The organism is Polynucleobacter sp. 86C-FISCH, from assembly GCF_018882415.1.
GTDB lineage: Bacteria > Pseudomonadota > Gammaproteobacteria > Burkholderiales > Burkholderiaceae > Polynucleobacter.
This window is the reverse complement of record NZ_JACVOL010000001.1, coordinates 672,796-697,111: the sequence shown is the minus strand read 5'-3', so window position 1 is coordinate 697,111 and position 24,316 is coordinate 672,796. Positions and strand designations below refer to the sequence as shown.

The window sequence follows — 24,316 nt, the reverse complement described above, 5'->3', positions numbered from 1 at the left end:
TCATGAGGTATTTCACCTCGGGAGCAGGAAAATATGCAGAGTCTCAGCAATCAATTTGAAAATATACAAACCCATCAAGATCAACTATCAGAGTCTGGATTTACCTTGATTGAAGTGATGGTGGTTGTGGCCATCATTGGCATCTTAGTTGCCGTAGCAGTGCCGCAATATCAAGATTACATTGCTCGAAGTCGTGTTGTGGAAGGTATGAATTTATCTTCAAGCGCGAAGTTAGCAGTAACCGAAGCGTTTGCAAGTCGTGGCACTGTAGTAATGGATGAAGCAACCCATGGATCTTTTACGTTTACACCAACTCGCAGCGTGAAGTTAATTGAAGTCACTCCGTCAGGAGCAATCGCAATCGACTACCAGGTGAGTGTTGCGCCAGAAGGTAAAAATACCCTGCATTTAGTCCCTACTAATGAGCCTGATGCCAATTCTCCTAAGCCATTGGATCTGTCAAAGCCAGAAGGCTCAACTTGGGCTGGTGGATGGTCATGTAGATCAACGGAGACTAATTTGATTCCCCAATTGCTGCCGTCGGAGTGCAGAATCACAAATAAATAAGTTAAATAGCCGCCCTTGGGCGGCTTATTTGTATAGTAGAGATATGAATCGTATATTTCTGAAATTTTTCTACTTATTTGCTGCCATATTTTTATTCATCGGCGGCGTTGGTGCTCAGACTGTGTCTGGCACATGCAATATCGAAGTGAAAACTATTCCCATCGGCGGCGGCACTGTTGAATACCTTAAAGCCGGTAAGGGTGCCCCCATTCTTTTATTGCATGGTCTTTTTGCGCAAAAGGAGCAATGGTCAGAGCTTGTTTGCTATATATCTGCTGCTGGTTATTTGGTGATTGCGCCTGACTTGCCTGGATATGGAAAAAGCGCTCCCTTTCCTATCGTTGATTACAAATTAGAAAATCAAGTTAGGCTACTGCATGAATTTACAAATGCATTAAATATTCAGAAATTAGATCTTGCCGGAAGTTCTATGGGTGGCGCAATCGCAAGTATGTATGCGCGAGCCTATCCGATGCAAGTAAGGTCGCTTGCCTTCATTGGATCGCCATTAGGCATTAGCGGCTGGAGTACGCAAGTTAAGAGTGCTCTTTATCAGGGCATTAATCCCCTTATCCCTATTTCTGTGGATCAACTCAATCTAGAAATGCAGCTTTTGTTTTATAAGCCGCCTGTAGTGCCGGAATCTCTTCAACAGAGTCTAATCGCTGATTATCAAAAGTCTAACCGCCACTATCAGCAGGTATGGGATATCGTTAATCTGTATTTATACGAGATTGAAAAAAATCCAGCATCGCCTATCCCTGCTCTTATTATGTGGGGAAAACAAGATGGGATTTTTGATGTTGTAGACATTCAAAAGATACGGCAAAAGTATCCAAAAAATCGATACTTGGTTGTCAACGAAGCCGGCCACCTATTGATGCTTGAGACCCCTAAAGAGGTTGCTACCAATTACATTGAATTTTTAAAGTCAAAGTAATTGTTAGGCTGGGTTGCTGGATTTCCACTCACCACTTTTGCCGCCACTCTTCTCTAGTAGTTTCACATCACCCATGACCATGCCACGGTCTACTGCTTTGCACATATCGTAGATTGTGAGAAGGGCTACCTGGACTGCGGTGAGAGCTTCCATTTCCACACCAGTAGGCCCTGTAGTTTCGGCTCTTACTTGGCAGGTAATGCTGCTGTCTTGGGGGTTGGTTTGAAGCTCCAAGCTAACGTGGGTTAGGGCTAACGGGTGGCAAAGGGGAATCAAGTCTGACGTTCTCTTGGATGCCTGAATACCTGCAATTCTGGCGATACCTAGGACATCCCCCTTTTTATGGGTGCCAGCTTCGACCATTTTGAAGGTTTCGGGAAGCATAGTGATCTTGCCGGTAGCTATGGCGATACGATGGGTGTTAGGCTTATCACCAACGTTTACCATGTGGGCTTGCCCGCTGGCATCAAAATGAGTTAGTTTGTTCATGGGATAAGTTTTACCATATAGAGATGCAAGACATAAAGTCAGATCCAAAAACCATATTTTTGCGCCGTACTTTGGCCGTTTGGCTAATGTTGGGGCTAACTTTCTCTGGTTTTCCTGCTTATGCTGCAACTCCTGCAGGGGACGTCTCCGTAGAAGGTAATTCTGCTGCTATTCAGAATATTGGCAGGGCCATGCAGTCACCCGATGCGCGTCCGGCTAACGCTCCAACACGAAGCGCTTTGCGCAGTCAGCCAGCTATTGTTTTGCCGGATATGGGCGATCCAGGAGGCGACGCATTAAGTCGAGTGGATGAGCGTAAATATGGCGAAATGATCATGCGCCAGATTCGTCCTGATCCTGATTACTCAAATGACTTGCCTCTTTATGATTTTCTGAATCAGATGGAGCGCCGCTTGCTACAGGCTGCAAAAAAACTGCAGCTTGGTGGCGCAAACGAGCAGGGTAGCGGAGCGTATAACTTCGAAGTGTTTGCTGTTAAAGACAGCAGTATTAATGCGTTTGCTTTACCCGGAGGATTTATTGGTTTTCATACGGGCTTGATTGTGAGTGCAGAATCTGATTCTGAGGTTGCTTCAGTCATGGGGCATGAAACGGGCCACGTATTACAGCGTCACCTAGCTCGTCAGATGGATAAGCAGGCCACCAATACGATGATTGCGATTGCCGGTATGGTGCTTGGAGCCTTGGCAATGTCGCGCAATCCGCAGGCAGCAGCTGGACTTATGCAGGGCGGTCAAGCGGCAGCGATTGATAATCAGCTGTCCTATTCCAGGGATGCAGAGCGTGAAGCTGATCGTGTTGGCTTTCAGATTTTGGAGGCCAGTGGATACGATGTAAATGGTGCGCCGGGCTTTTTCCAGCGCTTACAAAAGGCCACCGGCATTATGGATAAAGGTGTGCCTGCCTACGTACGCACCCACCCCTTAACAACAGATCGTATTGCTGATATGCAAGATCGGGCGCGGACTGTGGCAACGCGCAACGTGCCAAGTTCCGTTGAGTTTTATTTCATCAAGGCAAGGGCACGCATGGAGCAAGCAGGCAGCTCAAGCGGACTCTACGACTTAAAAAATACTTTTGATAGCTTGAGTAAGCAGCCTCAAATTGGAAAACAGTTAGAAGGTTTCTATGGCTTAGCTCTCATTGCTCAGCGTCAAGGAAAAATTGATCAAGCTGAAGCTAATTTGCAGCAGGCCCGTAATTTAGCCCAGAAGGCCAGCGCGCCAGGCTCGCCGATCCAAAGGCAGAGTCTGTCTTTGGATATCACCGCTTCTGAATTAGCTTTGGCCAAAGGCAAGGGTGAAGAAGCCCTGCAAATTGCTCAGGCAACGTTACGTGCATATCCACAATCTTATGCAGCTGGTGCGGCAATGATTAATGCTGAGCTAAAACTCGGCCGTACCAATGATGCGATCACTTGGTTAAAGGCGCGAACTAGATCTCAGCCTAATGAAATTGTGTGGTGGAATTTATTGTCCAAGTCTTATGATCAGGCTGGTAATGTCCCTATGCGTCATTACGCGCTTGGTGAAAAATATGCCCTTGAGGGGGCTTGGCCTTCAGCAATTGAACAACTTCGTATTGCTCGCTCAGCTGGTGGGGCCGATTTTTACCAGGGCTCCAGTATTGATGCTCGTTTGCGTGAAATGCAGAGGCAATATCAAGATGAGCTCAAGGAGCAAGGTAAGCAAGCTCCTGGTTAAGGTTGCGGCGTAGCTTGGTAACGAAAGCGCGTAGCAAACTCTTGGGAATGTATGGGGTCTAGTGGAAGTTGCTTTCCTTGCCAAGACCAGGATCCCCCAAAGCTACAGGCTTCTTCGCGGAGTTTGGCTAGCTCAGAAAAATGATCTAGATCGTGATCATGCAACAGGGCAATTGCTTGAGTTTCTCTTTTAAGAAATTGGCTTTTTTCATTACCAATGTTGCTGCTGTCATAGATTGTTTGATCTACTTTGCCAACAATGTAAATATTGCCGTTTTCATCGCTTAGAGCTGAATCTGGATCAATGACGTTATGGCATTGAGTAAGAAATTGGTCGCCTTGATCATTGGGGATGATGCGTGCAATCCAGGGGGTAGCATCTAGCGTAATAAAGACACGCTGCGGACCATTTTGAAAAAAATACCTTCCGAGTTCATCACATGCGTAGTTGCGAGCAATAAAATCATTGAGAGCAACATGTTGAATAGCTTGTCCTGGAAGACGATTTTGTTGAGCAAATTCATCGCGCATCCGCCATTGGCCACGACGATCTAGAGCAAGCCAACCAAAGCAATCAGGCACATTTGGCCACTTCATCAGTGACCGAAGTACTTGATCATCCATAGTGTTTAGTGCAAGCCGTGTGGTGTAGAGGGTGCGTCGAAAGTATCTTCGGTGGAATGACTTGCATGTAAGTGCGCAATACGCCATCCCTGACTATCTTGCAGCAGCACCAGTGTGATGTTGAGGAAAAATTCTGCTTCAACTTGATCTGCTCGTAAATGAACAGCTTCAGTCGTGTCATATACAGCAGCACCAAGTACAGAGTGACTAATGCATGCGATAGGCTCTAGGAATAGTGGTTGTTTTGCAAGCAGTCGTTCCAAGCCCTCGCGAATTTCTGCATGTCCAGTTAGGCGATGCCCCTCAGGGAGAACGCAAGTAATGGAATCATCATCCAGCCAAATATCTAAAGCACTTTGTACGTCACGATGGCTCAGTGCATCACGCCATGCTTCGACAACATCATCTGCATTTTGAAAGAGTCTGGCAAGTTTAGGCATGGCTTACTTTTCCTGAGTTAGGTCTGCAATGTATTCAGTGTAGCGAATACCTGCGCCGGCGAAATGTCATTTAAGCACTTGAGATGGCCTAGAGGGCACTCCCGCTTATGACATGGGCTGCAAGGTAGATTCAGCCAAATGACTTTAGCTTTATCAGACAGTGGTGGCGTATGAGCGGGATCGCTTGACCCAAAAATTGCAACTTGTGGTGTTTTGAGAGCTGCCGCAATATGCATTAAGCCGGAGTCATTGCTGATAACTGCTTTACTTATGCCGATTAGGGCAATGGCTTCATCAAGAGAGGTATCGCCACACCAGTTATGGATATGACCATCATATTTGGCTTTGGCTTGGATTTCTTGGGCGAGAGAGTGGTCACCTTTGCTGCCTAAAAGGATGATTTGATTATTTGGGTTATTGGTAACAATGCTTTGCGCCAATTCCGCAAAGTGGCCAGTTGGCCAACGTTTAGTTGGACCATACTCTGCGCCAGGGCACATTACGTAAATATGTGACTCATCAATGTGGGCAGCTTTTAATTTAGCTTGTACCGAGTGATGAGCTGGACTAGATACATTTAACTTTGGCGTGAGATTGCCCGTTGTTGGTGAAGCCTGCCCGCCATTTAAGAGCTGCCCCAATGCAAGATAGTGCTCAACCATCGGCGGCCGATTTACTTTGCTTGGATTATTTAGTGCTACGTTAATTAAGCCAAAGCGCAATTCACCGCGATAGCCAATTCGAAAAGGAATATTAGTAAGCCATGGAATCAGTGCTGACTTCAAGCTATTAGGCAATACAAAACACGCCTGATATTTTTTTAGCGCAAGCTTACTGGCTAATTCTTTACGTAAGCTCCATTGCAATTGTTTGTGCTCAAACTTTGCTTCGATGACTTCGTGTACTTCAGAACAAGCGCGATAGATAGGAGCAACCCAGGTGCTGGCTAGTACATCAATTTTTGATTCTGGGTATTGTGCTTTGAGAGACGCCAGCAAGGGCTGTGTCATTACTGCATCCCCAATCCAATTTGGGGCGATGATCAGAATACTGTGCATGAATGTATCCCGACTCAGCGCCTCACTGGGAGGCGCTGATAAGGCTTAGTGACCGTGTGGCTCAGTGCCGGGAATGATCTTGTACTCTGCGCCGCAATAAGGACACTTCGCTTCACCGGTTTTAGTAATGTCTAAGAAAACGCGTGGATGTGAGTTCCATGCTGGTGTTTTATTGGTGGGGCAATGTAACGGCAAGTCTTTGCCATCCACCATCACAACTTGAGCTTGAGTCATATGCTGTTCCTAATTACCGAAGTTACTTTACGTAGGTGAGCCAAGATTTGTATTTATCGTTTCTGCCGTAAACCGCATCAAAATACGTCTTCTGAATTTTTTCAGTGATCGGACCACGTTTGCCATCACCAATAGTGCGATCGTCTAATTCACGAATTGGAGTTACTTCAGCAGCAGTGCCGGTGAAGAATGCTTCGTCAGCAGAATAAACTTCGTCGCGAGTGATACGCTTTTCACGAACTTCATAACCGAGGTCTTTAGCGATCTGAATAATGGAATCACGTGTGATGCCATCCAAGCAAGAAGCTAAGTCTGGTGTGTATACGATGCCATTGCGAACCATGAAGAGGTTTTCGCCAGAGCCTTCAGATACATAACCTTCGGTATCGAGCAATAAAGCTTCGTCATATCCATTGGCGGTCACTTCTTGATTGGCCAAAATGGAGTTGATGTAGTAGCCAGAGGCCTTAGCGCGCACCAGGGAGGAATTTACAAAGTGGCGGGTAAAAGAGGAGGTTTTGACGCGAATACCCTTGTTTAGGCCATCTTCACCCAAATAGGCACCCCATTCCCAGGCGGCGATTGAGGTATGAATACTGTTCCCTTTTGGGGAGATTCCCAGCTTTTGGGAGCCAATAAAGATGATCGGGCGGATATAGCAGGCTTCTAGCTTATTGCTATTTACCGTATCGATAATGCCCTTGGTGACCTCTTCGGGGCTATAAGGCATGTTCATTTGGAAGATCTTAGTTCCGTTAAACAGGCGTTTTACGTGCTCTGGAAGGCGGAAAATGGCAGTTCCCTGGGGGGTTTTGTAGGCTCGAATGCCCTCAAATACGCCCATGCCGTAGTGTAGGCTGTGTGTTAACACGTGAACATTGGCCTCACGCCAAGGAATTAGCTTCCCATCAGTCCAAATAAAGCCATCGCGGTCGGACATCGACATTTTCTTTACCTTTTGTGTCTATTAAGTATCTATAAAAGCGGTTTTAGTAAGGCATCAGGCCGGTAGATATTGGTCTTTCAGCCCAGAATGCATTTAAGTCCTTATTGTAGAGCAGGCAGGGCAGTCTGTCGGCTTGGATCCTTAGGGTAAATGGGTCGGAGCCTTTAGAATGGAACATTCCCCATAAACCACAAATTTACCCAAACTCATGCCGGAATCCTTATTTAAAGTTAAGCGTTTAAGCGAATTAGCCCAATCAGGTCAATTAAAGGGTAAGCGGGTTCTTATCCGTGCTGATCTGAATGTCCCCCAGGACGAGGCTGGAAATATTACTGAAGACACTCGAATTCGGGCATCAATGCCTGCTGTGCAGATGTGTTTGGATGCTGGGGCAGCAGTCATGGTGACTTCTCATTTAGGCCGTCCAACCGAAGGTGAATTTAAACCGGAAGATAGTTTGGCTCCTGTTGCTGACCGAATTGCAAGTCTGCTGAATCGCAAAGTTCCTTTAATTAGCGATTGGGTGAATGGCGGCTTCGAGGTAAATCCAGGTGAGCTGGTATTGCTAGAGAACTGTCGTCTTAATGTTGGCGAAAAAAAGAACAACGACGAATTGGCAAAAAAGATTGCTGCATTGTGTGATGTTTATGTAAACGATGCATTTGGAACTGCTCATCGCGCCGAAGCAACTACTCATGGTGTGGCGAAGTTTGCTCCTATAGCTTGCGCTGGTCCTTTGATGGCTGCTGAGTTAGATGCCTTGAGTCGTGCATTAGCAAGTCCGAAACGTCCTTTAGTAGCAATCGTAGCGGGCTCCAAGGTTTCTTCTAAGCTCACTATCCTTAAGGCTTTGTCAGAAAAAGTGGATGAGTTGATTGTTGGCGGCGGTATCGCTAATACCTTCATGTTGGCCAAAGGCTTACCTATTGGTAAATCTCTTGCTGAACCTGATTTGGTTGATGAGGCCAGAGAAATCATGGAGATCATGGAAAAGCGTGGCGCTCACGTTCCTATTCCAGAAGACGTTGTTGTCGCAAATGAACTGTCTCCATTGGCCCGTGCAAACCGCGTGCCTGCAGATCAAGTTGCAGAAGACGACATGATTTTGGACATTGGTCCAAAGACTGCGGCGCGTTTATCAATCATGCTTGCTCATGCTGGCACGATTGTTTGGAATGGCCCATTAGGCGTTTTTGAAATCGATCAGTTTGGTGGTGGCACCAAAATGTTGGCAGCAGCTATCGCACATTCACCAGCTTTCTCTATTGCTGGCGGTGGCGATACTTTGGCAGCTATCGCGAAGTACGGTATTGAGAATCAAGTGGATTACATCTCTACTGGCGGCGGCGCCTTCTTGGAGTTCCTTGAAGGCAAAACCTTGCCAGCCTTTGCAGTACTTGCTGAAAGAGCGAAAGACTAAATATGTTGAGAGCAACAAAGATCATTGCAACCCTAGGGCCTGCCTCAGAAAAGCCTGAAGTGTTGCGTGACATGATTCGTGCCGGCGTCGATGTGGTGCGGATGAATTTCTCTCACGGTACTGTAGCTGACCATAAAGCACGCCATGATCTAGTGCGAAGCATCTCTGCAGAAGCTGGCAAAGAAGTCGGCATCATGGCTGACTTACAAGGCCCAAAAATCCGTGTTGGAAAGTTTGCAGAAAATAAAATTTTACTCAAAGAGGGCGACAAATTTACTCTCGATGTAGCTTGTGAGCTTGGTGACCAAACCAAGGTTGGCCTTGATTACAAAGAATTACCAGGCGATGTAAAGCCAGGTGATCGCCTTTTGTTGAATGACGGCTTAGTCGTTCTTACTGTTGAGAGTGTTAAAGGCGGAGAGATTTTTACCGTTGTTGAACAAGGTGGACCGCTCTCGAACAATAAGGGTATCAATCGTGCTGGCGGTGGTTTAACCGCTCCTGCTCTGACTGAAAAGGATATCGCTGACTTAGATGCAGCTATCGCGATGGGCGTAGATTTCTTGGCAATCAGTTTTCCAAAAGATGGTGCCGATATGGCCTATGCCCGTAAGCTGGCAGACGCTGCTAGCGCCAAGTATGGCGTTGGTAAGGTCAGAACAATTGCTAAGGTGGAGCGTGCCGAAGCTATTGAACCAGAGGCACTCAAAAGCATCATTGCTGAAAGCGATGGAATCATGGTTGCGCGCGGTGATTTAGCCATTGAAGTCGGCAATGCTGCTGTCCCTGCTCTTCAAAAACGCATGATTTCTTGGGCGCGTGAGGCGGATAAATTTACGATTACCGCTACGCAGATGATGGAGTCCATGATTAACGCCCCAGTACCAACACGCGCAGAGGTAAGCGACGTTGCGAATGCAGTGTTGGATGGTACTGATGCAGTGATGTTATCTGCTGAATCAGCTGCAGGCATGTATCCAGTGCAGACCATTAAAGCAATGGCAGAAATTTGTGTAGAAGCCGAGAAGTCAGATCGCGTGAAACTCGATACCGACTTTTTGGATCAAACCTTCACCCGCATTGATCAAACCATTGCTCTTGGAGCTCTGTTCACGGCCCATCATTTAAATGCAAACGCCATTGCAGCTTTGACTGATTCAGGATCAACAGCGATTTGGATGAGTCGTCACAATATTCATGTGCCTATTTTTGCGTTGACCTCCAAGATTGCTACACAGCGTGCATTAAGCACTTATCGCAATGTGACACCAATTGGCTTGGACTACACCAAGGATCGTGATACTGCATTGCAAGAAGTAGAGGCATGCCTGAAAAAAATAGGCGCGGTCAAAAAGGGCGATACCGTTGTACTGACCTCTGGTGAGCCAATGGGCGAGCCTGGTGGAACCAATACTCTCAAAATTATTCATGTGAAGTAACTCACATCTTTAACTAAACGATTTATTTTTAAACCTAATTACTATTTATTAAGAGAACATCATGGCTTTAGTATCTTTAAGACAACTCTTGGATCACGCTGCTGAAAATGGTTATGGCCTACCAGCATTTAACGTCAACAACTTAGAGCAAGTGACGGCGATTATGGAGGCGGCAAATGAGGCTGATTCTCCAGTCATCATGCAAGCATCTGCAGGTGCGCGTAAATATGCTGGTGAAGCGTTCTTGCGTCACTTGATTTCTGCCGCGGTTGAGGCTTATCCACATATTCCAGTAGTAATGCACCAAGACCATGGTCAAAGCCCTGCAGTTTGTATGGCAGCAATTAAAAGTGGGTTTACAAGTGTGATGATGGATGGTTCATTAGAGGCTGACGGCAAAACAGTTGCTAGCTATGAATACAACGTAGACGTCTCCAAAGAGGTGGTGAAGTTCTCGCACTCCATTGGAGTTACTGTCGAGGCAGAGTTGGGTGTATTGGGCTCACTCGAGACAATGCAGGGCGACAAAGAAGATGGCCATGGTGCTGACGGCAAAATGACTCGTGAACAGTTGCTGACTGACGTTGAACAAGCAGCAGATTTTGTGAAGGCAACTCAGTGTGATGCTTTGGCAATTGCGATTGGCACCAGCCATGGCGCATACAAGTTCAGCAAGAAGCCCACAGGCGATATTTTGGCAATCGACCGCATTAAAGAAATTCATGCACGTATTCCGAATACTCACTTGGTGATGCACGGTTCTTCTAGCGTTCCCCAAGAATTGCTCGCTGAGATTCGTGAGTTTGGTGGCGACATGAAAGAAACTTACGGCGTTCCTGTTGAAGAGATTCAAGAGGGCATTAAGAATGGTGTTCGTAAGATCAATATTGATACGGATATTCGTTTGGCAATGACTGGCGCAATCCGCCGTTACTTTATTGAGAACCCATCTAAGTTTGATCCGCGTGATTATTTGAAGCCAGCCCGTGAAGCCGCTAAGAAAGTATGTATTGCACGCTTCCAAGCCTTTGGTTCTGCTGGTCAAGCTTCCAAAATTAAACCGATATCTTTAGAGAAGATGGCTGAGCTATACAAGAGCGGCAAATTAACTCAAATTGTGAAGTGATTTAAATATGGCCGCTTTGTACGCAACCTCTATTAAGTCATTGCCTTTGCTTTCCAAGGGCAAGGTACGCGATGTCTATGCTTTGGATGACGACAAGTTGTTAATGATTACCACTGACCGTCTTTCTGCATTTGATGTAGTGATGGGTGAGCCCATCCCCGAGAAGGGCGTGGTTCTCAATCAAATGGCTAATTTTTGGTTTGATAAGTTAGCTTCTGTGATCCCAAATCACTTAACAGGTATTGATCCAGCTACTGTTGTGGCTGCCGATGAAGTCAGTCAAGTTAAGGGCCGCGCAGTTGTTGCTAAACGCCTGAAACCTATTTTGGTTGAAGCAGTGGTGCGTGGCTATTTGGCTGGTAGCGGTTGGAAAGACTATAAAGAAACTGGCAAGGTGTGCGGAATTGCATTGCCAGCTGGTTTAGAAAATGCTCAAAAATTACCTGAGCCTATTTTTACTCCAGCAGCTAAAGCTGAAGTCGGTGAGCACGATGAAAATATTTCATTTGAGAAAGTGGTTGAGCTTATTGGTGAGAAATTAGCCAATCAAATTCGCGAAGTGAGTATTCGTTTGTATAAAGAAGCTTCTGAATACGCGGCTACTCGCGGCATCATCATTGCCGATACTAAGTTTGAGTTTGGCTTAGATGTTAACGATCAATTAGTGTTGATGGATGAGATCCTGACTGCTGATTCTTCCAGATTCTGGCCGGCTGAGACCTACTATGTAGGCTCCAACCCGCCTTCGTATGACAAGCAGTTTGTCCGAGATTGGCTAGAAACTGCAATGGTGGACGGCAAGTTATGGCCTAAAACAGCCCCTGCACCGCAATTGCCGGCTGATGTCATTGAAAAGACTGCGCAAAAGTATCGTGAAGCCTTAACCAGGCTAACTGAGCAAGGTTAACTCGGGGATAATGAGATCCTTAGGAAAAATTGAAGGTATTTGGAGAGGTAAATGAGCAAGAAGCCAATTGTCGGAATAGTAATGGGATCCAACTCAGATTGGGACACCATGCAGCACGCCGCTCAAATGCTTGAGCAATTTGGTATCGCTCATGAAGCTAAAGTGCTCTCCGCACACCGCATGCCAGACGATATGTTCCAGTATGCTGAGAAAGCACAAGCCAATGGCTTGCAAGCTATTATTGCTGGCGCAGGTGGTGCAGCTCATCTGCCGGGCATGCTTGCTTCCAAAACAATTGTTCCCGTTTATGGCGTGCCAGTAGCAAGCAAATATTTACGTGGCGAAGATTCTTTATATTCAATCGTGCAGATGCCTAAAGGCATTCCGGTTGCTACTTTTGCAATTGGTGAAGCTGGTGCAGCCAATGCCGCCTTGCATGTCATTGCTGGTTTAGCTTTGCACGATGCAGATTTGGCTAAGCGTTTAGAAGATTTCCGTGCGAAGCAGTCTGATACCGCACGTTCAATGAATTTGCCGGGATATTAATTACATGGCAGATCGTATGGAACCCATTTTGCCGGGTTCGTATTTGGGAATTTTAGGTGGCGGTCAATTGGGGCGTATGTTTACCCAGGCTGCACAAGCTATGGGCTATAAGGTTTGCGTTTTAGATCCTGGCTCTGATAGTCCCGCAGGCTCTATAGCCGAAAAGTTTATTCAAGCCGACTACACAAACTCTGCTGCTTTAAAAGAGATGGCTGCTCTTTGCCCATCAGTAAGCACTGAGTTTGAGAATGTCCCTGCGCAGGCATTAGATGAGTTGGAAGCCCTTGGCGTATTTGTTGCGCCACGAAGTAGCTGTGTCTCTTTGGCGCAGAACAGGGTAGCTGAGAAAAAATTTCTGGCTACCTGGAAATCCGAAACCAATATTGGTCCAGCACCATACGCCGTTGTTGAGCATGATGCTGATATTGCCCATATTCCGGCTGACTTATTTCCCGGGATATTAAAGACGGCTCGCATGGGTTATGACGGTAAAGGTCAAATTACTGTTTACACGGCTGCGAATTTGCCGGCGGCCTGGGCAGAATTAAGCAAAGTTCCTTGTGTATTAGAAAAGCGCATGGATTTAGATTTTGAGGTATCTGCTTTGGTTGTGCGCGGATACGATGATGCAGTTGTTGCTTACCCAGTTTCACAAAATATTCACCGCGATGGTATTTTGCACACCTCTACTGTGCCAGCACCATCACTAAAGCCAGCACAAGAGAAAAAGATTGTGGAAGCAGCAAAGGCACTCATACGAAAGATTGATTACGTAGGCGTACTTTGCGTTGAGTTCTTTGTTCTTAAGAATGGCGATATCGTTGCTAATGAAATCGCTCCTCGCCCACATAACTCCGGCCACTACACGATGGACGCTTGTGTTAGCAGTCAGTTTGAGCAGCAAGTAAGAGCAATGGCTCGTCTGCCTTTAGGTGATACGCGTCAGTTAGCGCCAGTATCAATGCTGAACTTATTGGGTGATCTTTGGTTTGAAGGTAGCGAAGATCAACCAAAAGAACCTGCTTGGAATCAAGTGCTGGCTCATCCTGATGCTAAATTGCATTTGTATGGAAAGTCTGAGCCTCGCATGGGTAGAAAAATGGGTCACATCAATTGCCTGGGCGAAGCTCTCAATGAAGCGCGCCAAAATTGCGCAGCCGTTGCTACTGAATTAGGGATCGAGCCCTAGAAATGTCCAGCGACAGTAGCCTGCAATCTTCTGCAGTAATTAACGAAGCAGTACAAACATTGCGGGATGGTGGTTTGGTCGCCTTTCCGACTGAGACCGTTTATGGGTTGGGCGCAGATGCTAAAAATGCTGAAGCCATTAAGAAAATCTTTACTGCCAAGGGTCGTCCTTCGAACCATCCATTAATTGTTCACCTAGCTGCACCGGATAGGTTTGATCAGACTCAAGTGGATTGGGTGCCGATACTAGCTAATTGGGCAAGAGATGTATCGGAAGAGGCCTTAAAGCTAATCAATGCATTTTGGCCAGGACCACTAACGCTGGTCTTCAAGAAAGATAAAAGCGTATTGACGGATTTGACTGGCGGTCAAGATACGGTAGCGATTCGTGCGCCGTCACATCCTATTGCTCAAGAGCTATTGCGTAAATTTAAAGGTGGCGTTGTAGCGCCATCAGCCAATCGTTTCGGCAAGGTTTCACCGACCAGCGCTTCAGATGTTCGTCATGAATTTGAAGGCATGCTCGATTTGATGATCTTGGATGGAGGCGATTGCGAGGTAGGAATTGAGTCAACCATTATTGATTTGTCCTCGGGCGATAAAGCGATACTTCTCAGGCCAGGTGCGATCACACCAAGCGAGATTTTTGCTAAGACAGGTGTCAAGGTGTATCTGCCTGGTGATGTAAAAGCAAATGAATTGACAGAAGATCTTCCTAAAGTATCTGGAAGTCTCAAGGCTCATTACGCCCCAACTACACCTTTGCGTTTGTATGCCCCAGGGCGCGTCTTAGATGCCTTAAGTGAATTTCCGGATATTAAATCTCGTGTTGCAGTAGCTGTTTGGGATTCGGATTCTTACCTGGGGGACGACGGTCACCCATCTGCTCACTTTGAAGAAGTCGAAGTGCCAAGTGATAGCACCGCATTTGCCAGTCGCCTATATCGCTCCCTGCGAGATTTGGATCAGCAAGGCTGGGATCTTATTTTGTTTCCGGAGCCACCAGCGGGTGAGGAGTGGGACGGCGTGAGAGACAGACTTCAGCGGGCATGCTTTGGTTCTGGACCATCCTCTAGTAGCCACGTCAGTAGCTGATCGTGTGCTTCAAGGCCTCTCCAGGCATTGGGGTGGTTAATAAAAGAAGTCACGGCGTACATCTTTCCTGATTTACTCAGAACGTAACCTGATATTGCGCGCACATCTACCAGTGAGCCAGTCTTGATTCTGGCCTCAGGCTTTTTCTTGAGATGTAAAAACTTACGAAGTTGACCTAATAAACGATTGCGCATGGTGCCATCAGTTCCTGCTATCGGAAGGCTGTTATAGAACACTTCTGCTACGGGAAGGTTGCGAGCGGTCAAGAGAAGTTGATTCATTTGCTCTGCAGAGATGGCCTCATTGCGAGATAGCCCAGATCCATTTTCAATGACTAAGTCCGTAAAATTCAAACCGTTTTGCTTGAGCCAACTCTGAATTACTAAGTCACCATTGGCAGTCGTTGCGGGCTTACCCATTTTTTCTAAGGCAAGCGTTAATAGAACTTGACGAGCCATGACATTGTTAGAGTATTTGTTGATATCTAAAACATCATCAGCTAGCTTGATGCCCTCAAATTGCAGCAAGAGGCGAGCCGCAAGCGGAACGCTGCCATCCTTACCAATAGGCGGTTTGGTCCAAGTGCCACCAGCCAATTCCCAGGCAGCTGCAAAGCCTTGGGTTAAGAAGGTATTAGCATCTAAAGCAACGATGTTGAAGTTCACACCCTTGCAAGAGCTTGGAAAAGCCCCTGAGAACTGGGCTGTTAAGGCTTGATCGGTATTGCCGATTTCTTCTGGGTCTAATTTAAAACCAATATTGCTTTTCCAGTTATCGCAAGGACGATCTACCAACTGCATTTGATTCGATACCTTCAGTTGCGATAGCGCAGGTGTATAGCTGATGTCAATAAAGTCGGCAGTACGTGACTTACCCAATTGAAAGGAAAGAGTGCGAAAAGCATATAACAATGGATCGGGCGGAACGTTATAAGCACGTAAAGATTCGCCATCAATCGTGTTATGTTCCATTACGCTCGGAGCATAGGCACTGCGATCAAAAAATAAATTACCGTCAATTTTTTGAATACCAAGATTCTGTAGTTCTTTCATCATCTTGGCGAGCTCTTCAGGGATGAGTTTTGGATCGCCTGTGCCTTGTAAATACAAATTACCCTTTAAGACTCCCTGACGAATAATGCCGTCGGTATAAATATTGGTACGCCAACGATATTGCGGCCCCAAAATATCCAAACCGCTCAAAGTGGTTAGCAGCTTCATTGTTGAGGCGGGGTTCATGACTATCTCAGGACGCCAACCCAGTATATTTTTGGCAATATGCTTTCCTGGGCGCCCAGGCTCAATCTCTATTACCGAGATGCTGATGGCATCTTTAGGTATTTGATTTCGTTCAAGACTGTTAGAAACTGACGGGGGAATAGTCTTGCTGCTCAATGTTGAATCTGAACCCCCTGAAGCAAAAGCATGCCCAAAAAGGGGTCCAAGAAAAGCTCCAACTAAAGCATTAACTAAATACCTAGATATTCGGAGTGCGGGATAGGGGCGAGATAGCATTTGGAGAAGAATAAACCCCTGGAATTACAAAGGCCCCAAAGGCATCAATCTAATCCTATAAGAATCCAATAATGCATTGATTTTTATAGGATTTTTTATATATGGTGCGTAGGTTTGGTATCATTGCGGTTGCAAAAAATTCGCCCTAGAGCGAATTCATGAAACCAACTAGTAAATAATTATGAAATTCTCAAAAATCGTTTTTGTATTTGCAGCACTCAACATAGTCACAGTCATAGCCAATGCTCAAACTAATTATTTGGATGGGCTCAATTATTCTACTACTGTGAATAATGCAATTCCCGGCCCTTTAGTGCCGCCTGGTACTGGTGTCATTAACTCAAGTACATCAATTGCATTGACGACTGGAACCCTCAATGGCTCTATTGCATTGCCAGAAAGGGTCAATAATGCTGCAACGTACACGCCATCTCTAGCAGCAGGTAATTACACCTTCTCTTTTAACTATTCAGGCCCTGCAATAAACTTCATTGGCCTTTCAAGTTCAGGTTGTTCTACTGGCGGCGGCGGCGGAATGCCGGCCTGTCCAACTAGTGGGCTAGGTGTTTTTTACAGGGTTCAAGGTGCGTCAACGAGCACATATTTAAATGTGGGTAATGCGGTAATTATTGGTAAAAACGCACTTACTTTTTCACTTTCGGCTGCCTCTCCAATTTACCTAGGCATGAGTTTGTGGAATCCTAGTACTTCATTCACTATCACCGGTATTTACTTGGCGGATGGTACTTTTGTTCCATCTTCAGGCTTAACCGCTCAAGAAATCGCTGCCGCCGAGGCTGCAGCTGCAGCAGCTCTTGCTGCTGCACAGGCTGCTGCATTAAGAACTTCAACCCAACAATCTGTAGCTAATACTGCCCAAGCATTGCAAGGCACTTATGCTTTACAAAACTCAGTATTGGCTAATAGCTTTACTTATGACTGTACTTTGTTTGATAAGAACAATATTTGCGTATCTGGTGGCGCTCGTAATACTGCAGTACAAGCGGTTAATGGTCTAAATAGCACTAGCGCATTGTTAATTGCTGCTTACCGTCCGACAGCTTCAGTGCGTATCGGTGCTTATGCTGACCAGAACTTGTCAGTTAATAACGGTGGCTCTACTGTGAACTTGAGCAACAACACACCATTGATTGGTTTGTTTGCTGCTTGGAATCAAAGACAAGATGACACTGGTACTGAAGTACGTGGTTCGATTGCCTATGGTCAAAAGGACACTACGATTAATCGTCAAGTAGTGGGTACTTCACAAGCTGGTACTGGTTCTTCCACCTTAACTAGCCAAGGCGCTCAGTTAACTGCTAAATATGGCTTTGGTTTAGGCCAAGCTTTTGTAGTGTCCCCATACGCTGGTGTACGTTATAGCCAAAACAATATGGGCGGCTATACAGAAGGCGCTTCAGCTGGCGTAACTGCTCCTTTGACCTTTGGCGCAGTGAATACCAACGCAACGACATTGTTGGCTGGTGTTGGTGGTTCTTTCAGAGGCATTCCAAAGACTAACTTGTTCGCAAGTGCTGGTATTGAATCCGATACCAATACTGCTGCCGGTACAGTGAACGGGACTAGCACCACAATTACTGGCTTAACTCCAGTGAACTTCAATGCTAACCCGGTGAAGAATCGCCCAACAGCTACTGTTGGCGCTACTTACGATGTTGAGAAGAACCAGCGCTTAGGTGTGACTGGTATCTATCGTCAAGAAGCTTACCAAGCAGTATCAACCACTACTGTAATGGCAACATATACAGTTGGTTTCTAATTAGCTAGCTACTTAGATAAAAACCCGCCTCAGCAATGTGGCGGGTTTTTTGTTGCTCTACTTATTGTTGAGTGTAATTTTCTCGATACCTCTCAATGACTTGATTTTGCTCAAGAAGTACTTGAGTGAACGTAGCAATACGATTGGACAAAGGGGTGTCTCCATTCAATCCATCGCATGAAAGAACAAATGATCTGGCTTTTAGTAGTTGGGCGCCGCCTTTTACCTTATGAACCAGGCTGCTGAAAGTGTCCTCATCACATTGTTTGCTTTCTAGTATCTCAAGAGCCTCATCATGGACTTTCTTGATCTCATCCAATATCACCAAGACATGATTTGGGTTATCTCTTAGCAGACCTGCAAATGCATCAAATGAATATTCATCGGCGCCAACTTCCGAGATCATTTTTTCAGTCACTTCCTGAGTCGAGAAATAGCGAGTCAATTCGTTTTCTAGGGTCATGAGACTGAGTGGTTTGATGAGAACGCTATTCATACCGGCAGCAAAAAACTGGTGGCGTGAATCCAGCGCATAAATATCTGCGGTGACACCAATGATGATGAGATCACGATGACCTAGATCTCGAATTCGCTTAGCCAGTTCTGAGCCTTGCATTCCCGGAATGGATTGATCGGTCAACAAGAGATCGAAATTGGTCTGGGTAATCAAATCTAGAGCGGTATGCGCGTTATCGCAAACTGCTACCTCAATCCCAAGCGCCTCTAATTGCAAGGAAATAATTTGCCTGCTAGCTGGGTGGTCCTCGACTACTAAGGCTCGTAAGGTGCGATTTGATTTGTTGTGACCTTTAGAAACTAGTCTTCTTGACTGAGGGGCTTTGCCATTAGTTGGTGCTTGTCCAGGCGCAGCAATGCTAGTGCGAGGAAATGCCACGCAAAAGTGAATATTGCTGCCAAATCCTGGGGCACTATCAAAATAAAGCTGACTGCCCATTGAGGTGACTAGGTGATTGGTAATGGTGAGTCCAAGACCAGTCCCCTTGTGTTGCTCGCTCGTACCTGGAATTTGCTCGAATGCTTGTAATGCAATCTCAATATCCTCAGCTCCCATGCCTACGCCAGTATCAATCACTCGAAACTCAATCAACTGTCCCGCATGGTCATTTGCCAACACGCTAATTGAGAAATAAATCTCACCATGCTCAGTAAATTTGATGGCATTACTAATGAGGTTTTGTAGGATTTGCCGCAGTCGAAGTGCATCAATCATCAACACTTGGGCGACCCGAGGGTCTTTAGTGGTGTGAAGGGTGAGATTTTGGATTTGGGCAACTGTTGAAAATGCGGAATCGATATCGTCGATGAGGGTATTGAGGCAGCAAGGCTCTAAATTGAGAGTGAGCTTACCCGCCTCAATTTTGGAAAGATCTAAAACTTGATTAAGGATGCCTAGTAGTGACTCTGCTGATGAGTGGGCACTTTTGAGCAATGCTTTTTCATTATTCGGGAGTGGGCTGTTTAGCAACAGCTCCTGCACTCCCAAGATAGCATTCATTGGAGTACGAATTTCATGGCTCATCGTAGCCAGAAATGAAGACTTCGCAGCATTCGCTTTTTCGGCAAGCTCTTTAGAATTCATGAGTCTCTCAGTTTGATGAGTATGCAGTTGATTTTTTCTTTTTATGTACCAAAGCAACAAGGTTCCGCCCAGCAACGCTGCCAATGCTGAAATCCAGTTAAGTTGCGGGTTATTAGACTTGCTACTGTCTCCCCATGCCTCGTTTGAATGAAGAGCAAATAGATTACGTGATTCCATGGGGTCTAAGTTCTCCAGAAAGCCACCAAGCACAGCATGCAAAGCCTCGCTCTGATGGGCAATTAGCCAGCGGTATTCAAAGGGCTCTCTGCTATATAAGCCATTTAATTGCAATTTCTGGCCGTTCACTTTCTGAATGATTTGTTGCGCAAGGCGAACAGGTAAGACTAGTGCTTCGATATCATTTTTGAGTAGATCAAAGATTAATTTCTCGGTGTGACTAGAAAGCCTAGATTGCGGATGGGATGGCGATGGAGGATTTTCATAACCACGATCGAAGTAGGCAATATTGATTGGTTCGATGTGCGCATTACTTTCTGAGCGCTTTGTCAGAATTGCATCGTGACCCCAAAAAATTGCTTCTGATAGGGAGCCAAACCTTAGGTATTCATCATCTAGTGAAGGTGGATCAATAATGAAGTCTACTTCCCCGCTGGCGAGTTGTTGCAATCCTTCTTGATCGCTCTTGCGCCATCTAGGCAGAAATTCCTGCTTGGTAAATTCACTAAGCTTGCTCAAGATGCTGTGAAAAACGCCGGCCTCACCATTCTCATTTAATTCTAGATAAGGCGCGTACTTTTCGTGAATGCTAAAACGGACTACAGGATGGGCATCGACCCATCTTTGCTCGCCTGGGCTCAGCAAAGTGGCATAAGAATTGCTTATGACTCCATTGAATAGGATAAAAGCAATGCGAGTAATGGATCGACGCATATTGCTTTAGCTTTCGATGATGTTGTTCATGCGGCAGAACAAGATCAGGTCAGCAATATTATTAATTCCGAGTTTATCAAAGACTCTGGTCTTGTAAGTGGCGACCGTCTTATTGCTGATATGCAACATGTCAGATATCTGTTGATTAGTATTACCTTTGCCCAGATATTTCATGACCTGTAATTCTCGATCAGAAATCAATGCAAGCTTATCGTTGTCGCTTAATGAGCTATTGCCATTCTTGCCATGAGTGAAAAAGTTATAACCTTGAGATATAGCTACGCAGGCGGCCAAAATGACATCCGCTCCCGCAGTTTTATTGACAAAGCCATGGCCACCTAATGAGCGCACTCTCCCGCCATAGACGGCTTCATCCATGCTTGAGAGAACCAGCATGCGTACATCGGGGTACATGAGGCCGATACGGCGGATCACATCAAACCCATCGGTCTTGGGCATATCTAAATCTAGAATGACCATATTGGGATTTACTTCTTTCATGGACCTGAGGCACTCCTCTCCATTTTGGGCTTGCCCTGCAATCTCAAATAACAACTGGTCCTGCAACATACTTTTAAGAGCCATCAGCATTGCTGGATGGTCATCTACCAACATCACGCGTTTTCTCATTACTTGTCTCCGTTTTGGTTTGGGTGTTGATGAGGGTGCAGCGAAAAAATGGCTTTAGCGATACGGCTATCGTTTATTTGAAGCATTTGATGGCGACTGACCGGCGCCATCATCAGTCCCCCATATGCATGATCTGCAATGAGAGTTGATGCATTTTTTAAATCTTGTACTAAGCTAATGTTGGCCGCATAAATTTGTGTAGGTGAGTAAGGTGATTGCCTTAACTGGGATAGCGCATCACTGGCTAGATCGTGCTCACGAAGTGTGCTCATATCAATGTGTACGCCTTCCAATTGCATATCAGTGATCCAATGCAACTCTTCAGCACTGCCGCAGAAATTCAAGAAATGCAACAAGATGCCCAATCTTCGCAAACGAAGCAAGCCCTCTTTACAAGCATCAACAGTTGCAGGGTCTGGGACGGATTGAATTCCAATCGCTACTAAGCCAACTGGAAGACGTGAATTCAAAATCAATTCACTCATTGCGTCCACGTAGCTACTAGAGGCTAGGGCGTGGGTTGGCATTGGTAAGATTCCAGGAATAAAGCGACCGCTGCGATACCAGTACGAAATGGTATCTAGACCTTCCATAAAGAGGCGCAGTAGTTGCATATCCGATGCGACCAGCAATGGTCTAAATAAGGATCCTGTCAGTTTTGTTCCCTTGCAGTTAAAAATGGGTTCATGGCTAATCGCTTGTCGCTTGGACCAGGATTGGTGTTCTTCGAGAGCTTGGCTACTAAGGCCAAGCCAGGGGTCGCCACAGGCGTCTCGTACTTCGTGGAAGGGTTTGTTCTTCCATGCCTTTACAAGCGTGTACAGCCGGGATTTCGGGCTCATCAGCATTCTCCAATCGGTGACTGTCCAGTCTAGGCAGGACGGATTGGAGCTGTAAGGGCTTTAGGCTGATTTATCTGTAGGAATCGCCCTACCAGCCTGTCCCCATTATAAAAAGAGGTCAAATCCTTAAAGAATTTATGGTGATCCGCCCTTGAAATACAGGGAATGGGACCTATATAATCAGCACTCCCTACACGCGAGTGCTAAAAAGGTGATTTATTAGTAAATTACCCCAAAACTCCGTGTAATGAGATTGTAAAGCATTGATTTATATAGTTTATTTAAATAGTTAACACTTACTAACATAGGAGAAGAGATGAATTTGCGTCCCTTACATGATCGCGTAATCATCAAGCGTTTAGATCAAGAATCAAAAACTGCTTCCGGAATCATCATTCCTGACGCTGCTGCAGAAAAACCTGATCAAGGTGAAGTATTGGCAGTAGGCCCAGGCAAACGTGATGACAGCGGCAAATTAAACGCACTTGACGTCAAAGTTGGCGATCGCGTTTTGTTTGGCAAATATGCAGGTCAAACAGTAAAAGTTGACAGCGAAGAACTCATCGTGATGCGTGAAGACGACATCATGGCTGTTGTACAGAAGTAATTTCGGTATTTAAGAGAGGAATTTAATCATGGCAGCAAAAGACGTTGTATTTGGAGATAGCGCCCGCACCAAGATGGTCGAAGGCGTAAACATTCTTGCTAATGCAGTGAAAACAACTTTGGGACCAAAAGGTCGCAACGTGGTGATTGAGCGTTCATTCGGTGGACCAACAATCACTAAAGACGGTGTATCTGTTGCAAAAGAAATCGAACTCAAAGACAAGCTCCAGAACATGGGTGCTCAGATGGTTAAGGAAGTAGCTTCCAAAACTGCTGACATCGCTGGTGACGGTACAACTACTGCTACTGTTTTGGCTCAGTCAATCGTTCGCGAAGGTATGAAATACGTAGTTTCAGGCCACAACCCAATGGACTTGAAGCGCGGTATCGACAAGGCTGTAACAGCTGCAATCGAAGAACTCGCAAAAATCAGCAAGCCTTGCACAACCACTAAAGAAATCGCTCAAGTAGGCTCTATCTCTGCAAACAGCGACCACAGCATTGGTCAGCGCATTGCAGAAGCGATGGAAAAAGTAGGTAAAGAAGGCGTTATCACTGTTGAAGATGGCAAGTCTTTGGAAGACGAGCTTGAAGTAGTTGAAGGTATGCAGTTTGACCGCGGCTACCTGTCTCCATACTTCATCAATCAACCAGAAAAACAAGTTGCCGTATTGGAAAGCCCATACGTTCTCTTGTTTGACAAGAAGATTGCCAACATCCGTGATTTGCTCCCAGTACTCGAACAAGTAGCAAAATCTGGTCGTCCATTGTTGATCATTGCAGAAGATGTTGAAGGTGAAGCCTTGGCAACTTTGGTTGTGAACAACATCCGCGGCATTATCAAAACTTGTGCTGTTAAAGCTCCTGGTTTCGGTGATCGTCGTAAAGCAATGTTGGAAGACATCGCGATTTTGACTGGCGGCACAGTTATCGCTGAAGAAATCGGCCTCACACTCGAGAAAACAACTCTTGAGCACTTAGGTCAAGCTAAGCGTATTGAAGTAGGCAAAGAAAACACCATCATCATTGACGGTGCTGGCGATGCTAAAGCTATTGAAGCTCGCGTGAAGAACATTCGCGTTCAGATCGAAGAAGCGACTAGCGATTACGACAAAGAAAAATTGCAAGAGCGCGTAGCTAAGTTGGCTGGCGGTGTTGCGGTGATTCGTGTTGGCGCTGCTACTGAAGTAGAAATGAAAGAGAAGAAGGCTCGTGTTGACGACGCATTGCATGCAACTCGTGCTGCCGTTGAAGAAGGTATTGTTCCTGGCGGTGGCGTAGCGTTGATTCGTGCAATGCAAGGTATCAAGGGATTGAAAGGCGACAACGCTGATCAAGACGCTGGTATCAGTATCGTGTTGCGCGCTATGCAAGAGCCATTGCGTACTATCGTTAGCAATGCTGGCGAAGACGCAGGCGTGGTTGTTAATGCTGTTCAAGCAAGCAAAGGCAATAACGGCTACAACGCAGCTACCGGTGAATACGGTGACCTCGTTGCACAAGGCGTTATCGATCCAACTAAGGTAACTAAAACTGCGTTGGTAAATGCGGCTTCTGTTGCTGGCCTCTTGTTGACTACCGATTGCGCAATCTCCGAAGCACCAAAAGATGAATCTGGTGCTGGTGGTATGCCTGATATGGGTGGCATGGGCGGTATGGGTGGTATGGGCGGCATGATGTAATAGCTCTACCTCTCCAGCTAGCTTGCTGT

Annotated in this window: 23 protein-coding genes; 13 read left to right on the top strand and 10 right to left on the bottom strand. The window is 45.9% G+C overall.

Going from position 1 to position 24,316, the window contains the following annotated elements; genetic code table 11:
• The first annotated feature begins 33 nt into the window (after positions 1–33).
• Together ICN10_RS03340 and ICN10_RS03335 are read left to right on the top strand one after the other, a co-directional pair.
• On the top strand, positions 34–567 hold the full coding sequence (locus ICN10_RS03340) for a pilin (protein WP_216212576.1): 534 nt from the start codon (positions 34–36) through the stop codon (positions 565–567).
• A 43-nt stretch (positions 568–610) separates the two neighbouring features.
• Entirely contained in the window at positions 611–1,507 is an 897-nt protein-coding gene (locus tag ICN10_RS03335; protein ID WP_216212572.1) for an alpha/beta fold hydrolase, read from the top strand.
• Positions 1,508–1,510: 3 nt separating this feature from the next.
• Here the strand turns inward: ICN10_RS03335 and moaC are convergent, their stop codons facing one another.
• Positions 1,511–1,996: a cyclic pyranopterin monophosphate synthase MoaC gene (gene moaC / locus ICN10_RS03330; RefSeq protein WP_216212569.1), complete on the bottom strand. Its 486-nt coding sequence runs from the start codon at positions 1,994–1,996 to the stop codon at positions 1,511–1,513.
• A 23-nt stretch (positions 1,997–2,019) separates the two neighbouring features.
• Here moaC and ICN10_RS03325 point away from each other — a divergent pair, with 23 nt between their 5' ends.
• Positions 2,020–3,720, top strand: a complete 1,701-nt coding sequence (locus tag ICN10_RS03325) for a M48 family metalloprotease (protein ID WP_216212566.1) — start codon at positions 2,020–2,022, stop codon at positions 3,718–3,720.
• On the opposite strand, the gene ICN10_RS03320 is transcribed toward ICN10_RS03325, so the two are convergent.
• Genes ICN10_RS03320 through ICN10_RS03300 form a run of 5 tightly spaced genes read right to left on the bottom strand, consistent with a single transcriptional unit; the run spans position 3,717 to position 7,021 of the window.
• Positions 3,717–4,343 carry a DUF2946 family protein gene (locus ICN10_RS03320; RefSeq protein ID WP_216212563.1) on the bottom strand — a complete coding sequence of 209 codons (627 nt, stop codon included), beginning with the start codon at positions 4,341–4,343 and terminating at the stop codon, positions 3,717–3,719. The genes ICN10_RS03325 and ICN10_RS03320 overlap by 4 nt on opposite strands.
• A 5-nt stretch (positions 4,344–4,348) precedes the next feature.
• Positions 4,349–4,783 carry a nuclear transport factor 2 family protein gene (locus ICN10_RS03315; protein ID WP_068319445.1) on the bottom strand — a complete coding sequence of 145 codons (435 nt, stop codon included), beginning with the start codon at positions 4,781–4,783 and terminating at the stop codon, positions 4,349–4,351.
• Positions 4,784–4,800: 17 nt separating this feature from the next.
• The gene (waaF, locus tag ICN10_RS03310; RefSeq protein WP_216212560.1) at positions 4,801–5,841 is read right to left on the bottom strand and encodes a lipopolysaccharide heptosyltransferase II; all 1,041 of its coding nucleotides are present in this window, start codon (positions 5,839–5,841) and stop codon (positions 4,801–4,803) included.
• A 45-nt stretch (positions 5,842–5,886) separates the two neighbouring features.
• Positions 5,887–6,075 (bottom strand): zinc-finger domain-containing protein, encoded by a 189-nt coding sequence (locus ICN10_RS03305; RefSeq protein WP_216212558.1) that lies wholly within the window; start codon positions 6,073–6,075, stop codon positions 5,887–5,889.
• Positions 6,076–6,097: 22 nt separating this feature from the next.
• Positions 6,098–7,021 (bottom strand): branched-chain amino acid transaminase, encoded by a 924-nt coding sequence (locus ICN10_RS03300; protein ID WP_216212556.1) that lies wholly within the window; start codon positions 7,019–7,021, stop codon positions 6,098–6,100.
• A gap of 208 nt (positions 7,022–7,229) precedes the next feature.
• On the opposite strand from ICN10_RS03300, the gene ICN10_RS03295 reads away from it, so the two are divergent.
• The 7 genes from ICN10_RS03295 (at position 7,230) to ICN10_RS03265 (ending at position 14,742) form a co-directional block, all read left to right on the top strand.
• On the top strand, positions 7,230–8,441 hold the full coding sequence (locus ICN10_RS03295) for a phosphoglycerate kinase (RefSeq protein WP_068319438.1): 1,212 nt from the start codon (positions 7,230–7,232) through the stop codon (positions 8,439–8,441).
• 2 nt (positions 8,442–8,443) lie between these two features.
• A complete protein-coding gene (gene pyk / locus ICN10_RS03290) occupies positions 8,444–9,880 on the top strand; it encodes a pyruvate kinase (protein ID WP_216212553.1) in 1,437 nt (478 codons plus the stop codon).
• Positions 9,881–9,941: 61 nt separating this feature from the next.
• Positions 9,942–11,006, top strand: coding sequence for a class II fructose-bisphosphate aldolase (gene fba / locus ICN10_RS03285; protein WP_215347708.1), 1,065 nt, complete (start codon positions 9,942–9,944; stop codon positions 11,004–11,006).
• Between the two features lie 7 nt (positions 11,007–11,013).
• A complete protein-coding gene (locus ICN10_RS03280) occupies positions 11,014–11,913 on the top strand; it encodes a phosphoribosylaminoimidazolesuccinocarboxamide synthase (protein WP_216212548.1) in 900 nt (299 codons plus the stop codon).
• Between the two features lie 51 nt (positions 11,914–11,964).
• On the top strand, positions 11,965–12,459 hold the full coding sequence (gene purE, locus ICN10_RS03275) for a 5-(carboxyamino)imidazole ribonucleotide mutase (RefSeq protein WP_215391599.1): 495 nt from the start codon (positions 11,965–11,967) through the stop codon (positions 12,457–12,459).
• Between the two features lie 4 nt (positions 12,460–12,463).
• Complete coding sequence (locus ICN10_RS03270; RefSeq protein ID WP_216212542.1) at positions 12,464–13,648, top strand: 5-(carboxyamino)imidazole ribonucleotide synthase; 1,185 nt, start codon at positions 12,464–12,466, stop codon at positions 13,646–13,648.
• Between the two features lie 2 nt (positions 13,649–13,650).
• Positions 13,651–14,742 (top strand): L-threonylcarbamoyladenylate synthase, encoded by a 1,092-nt coding sequence (locus ICN10_RS03265; protein ID WP_216212539.1) that lies wholly within the window; start codon positions 13,651–13,653, stop codon positions 14,740–14,742.
• Here the strand turns inward: ICN10_RS03265 and dacB are convergent.
• Positions 14,688–16,136 carry a D-alanyl-D-alanine carboxypeptidase/D-alanyl-D-alanine-endopeptidase gene (gene dacB, locus ICN10_RS03260; RefSeq protein WP_255536792.1) on the bottom strand — a complete coding sequence of 483 codons (1,449 nt, stop codon included), beginning with the start codon at positions 16,134–16,136 and terminating at the stop codon, positions 14,688–14,690. The genes ICN10_RS03265 and dacB overlap by 55 nt on opposite strands.
• A gap of 301 nt (positions 16,137–16,437) precedes the next feature.
• Here dacB and ICN10_RS03255 point away from each other — a divergent pair, with 301 nt between their 5' ends.
• Complete coding sequence (locus ICN10_RS03255; protein ID WP_216212534.1) at positions 16,438–18,036, top strand: autotransporter outer membrane beta-barrel domain-containing protein; 1,599 nt, start codon at positions 16,438–16,440, stop codon at positions 18,034–18,036.
• 61 nt (positions 18,037–18,097) lie between these two features.
• Here ICN10_RS03255 and ICN10_RS03250 read toward each other — a convergent pair whose 3' ends face one another.
• From ICN10_RS03250 to ICN10_RS03240, 3 genes are read right to left on the bottom strand one after another with little or no spacing between them, the layout of a single operon-like run.
• Positions 18,098–20,527: an ATP-binding protein gene (locus ICN10_RS03250; RefSeq protein WP_216212532.1), complete on the bottom strand. Its 2,430-nt coding sequence runs from the start codon at positions 20,525–20,527 to the stop codon at positions 18,098–18,100.
• Between the two features lie 6 nt (positions 20,528–20,533).
• On the bottom strand, positions 20,534–21,157 hold the full coding sequence (locus ICN10_RS03245) for a response regulator transcription factor (protein WP_215347694.1): 624 nt from the start codon (positions 21,155–21,157) through the stop codon (positions 20,534–20,536).
• Positions 21,157–21,999, bottom strand: coding sequence for a diguanylate phosphodiesterase (locus ICN10_RS03240; RefSeq protein WP_216212529.1), 843 nt, complete (start codon positions 21,997–21,999; stop codon positions 21,157–21,159). The genes ICN10_RS03245 and ICN10_RS03240 overlap by 1 nt, the downstream gene beginning before the upstream one ends.
• A gap of 316 nt (positions 22,000–22,315) precedes the next feature.
• Between ICN10_RS03240 and ICN10_RS03235 the strand changes: the two genes are divergently transcribed.
• Both ICN10_RS03235 and groL read left to right on the top strand, forming a co-directional pair.
• A complete protein-coding gene (locus ICN10_RS03235; RefSeq protein ID WP_068320934.1) occupies positions 22,316–22,606 on the top strand; it encodes a co-chaperone GroES in 291 nt (96 codons plus the stop codon).
• A 28-nt stretch (positions 22,607–22,634) separates the two neighbouring features.
• The gene (gene groL, locus ICN10_RS03230) at positions 22,635–24,287 is read left to right on the top strand and encodes a chaperonin GroEL (RefSeq protein ID WP_216212525.1); all 1,653 of its coding nucleotides are present in this window, start codon (positions 22,635–22,637) and stop codon (positions 24,285–24,287) included.
• Positions 24,288–24,316: the final 29 nt, after the last annotated feature.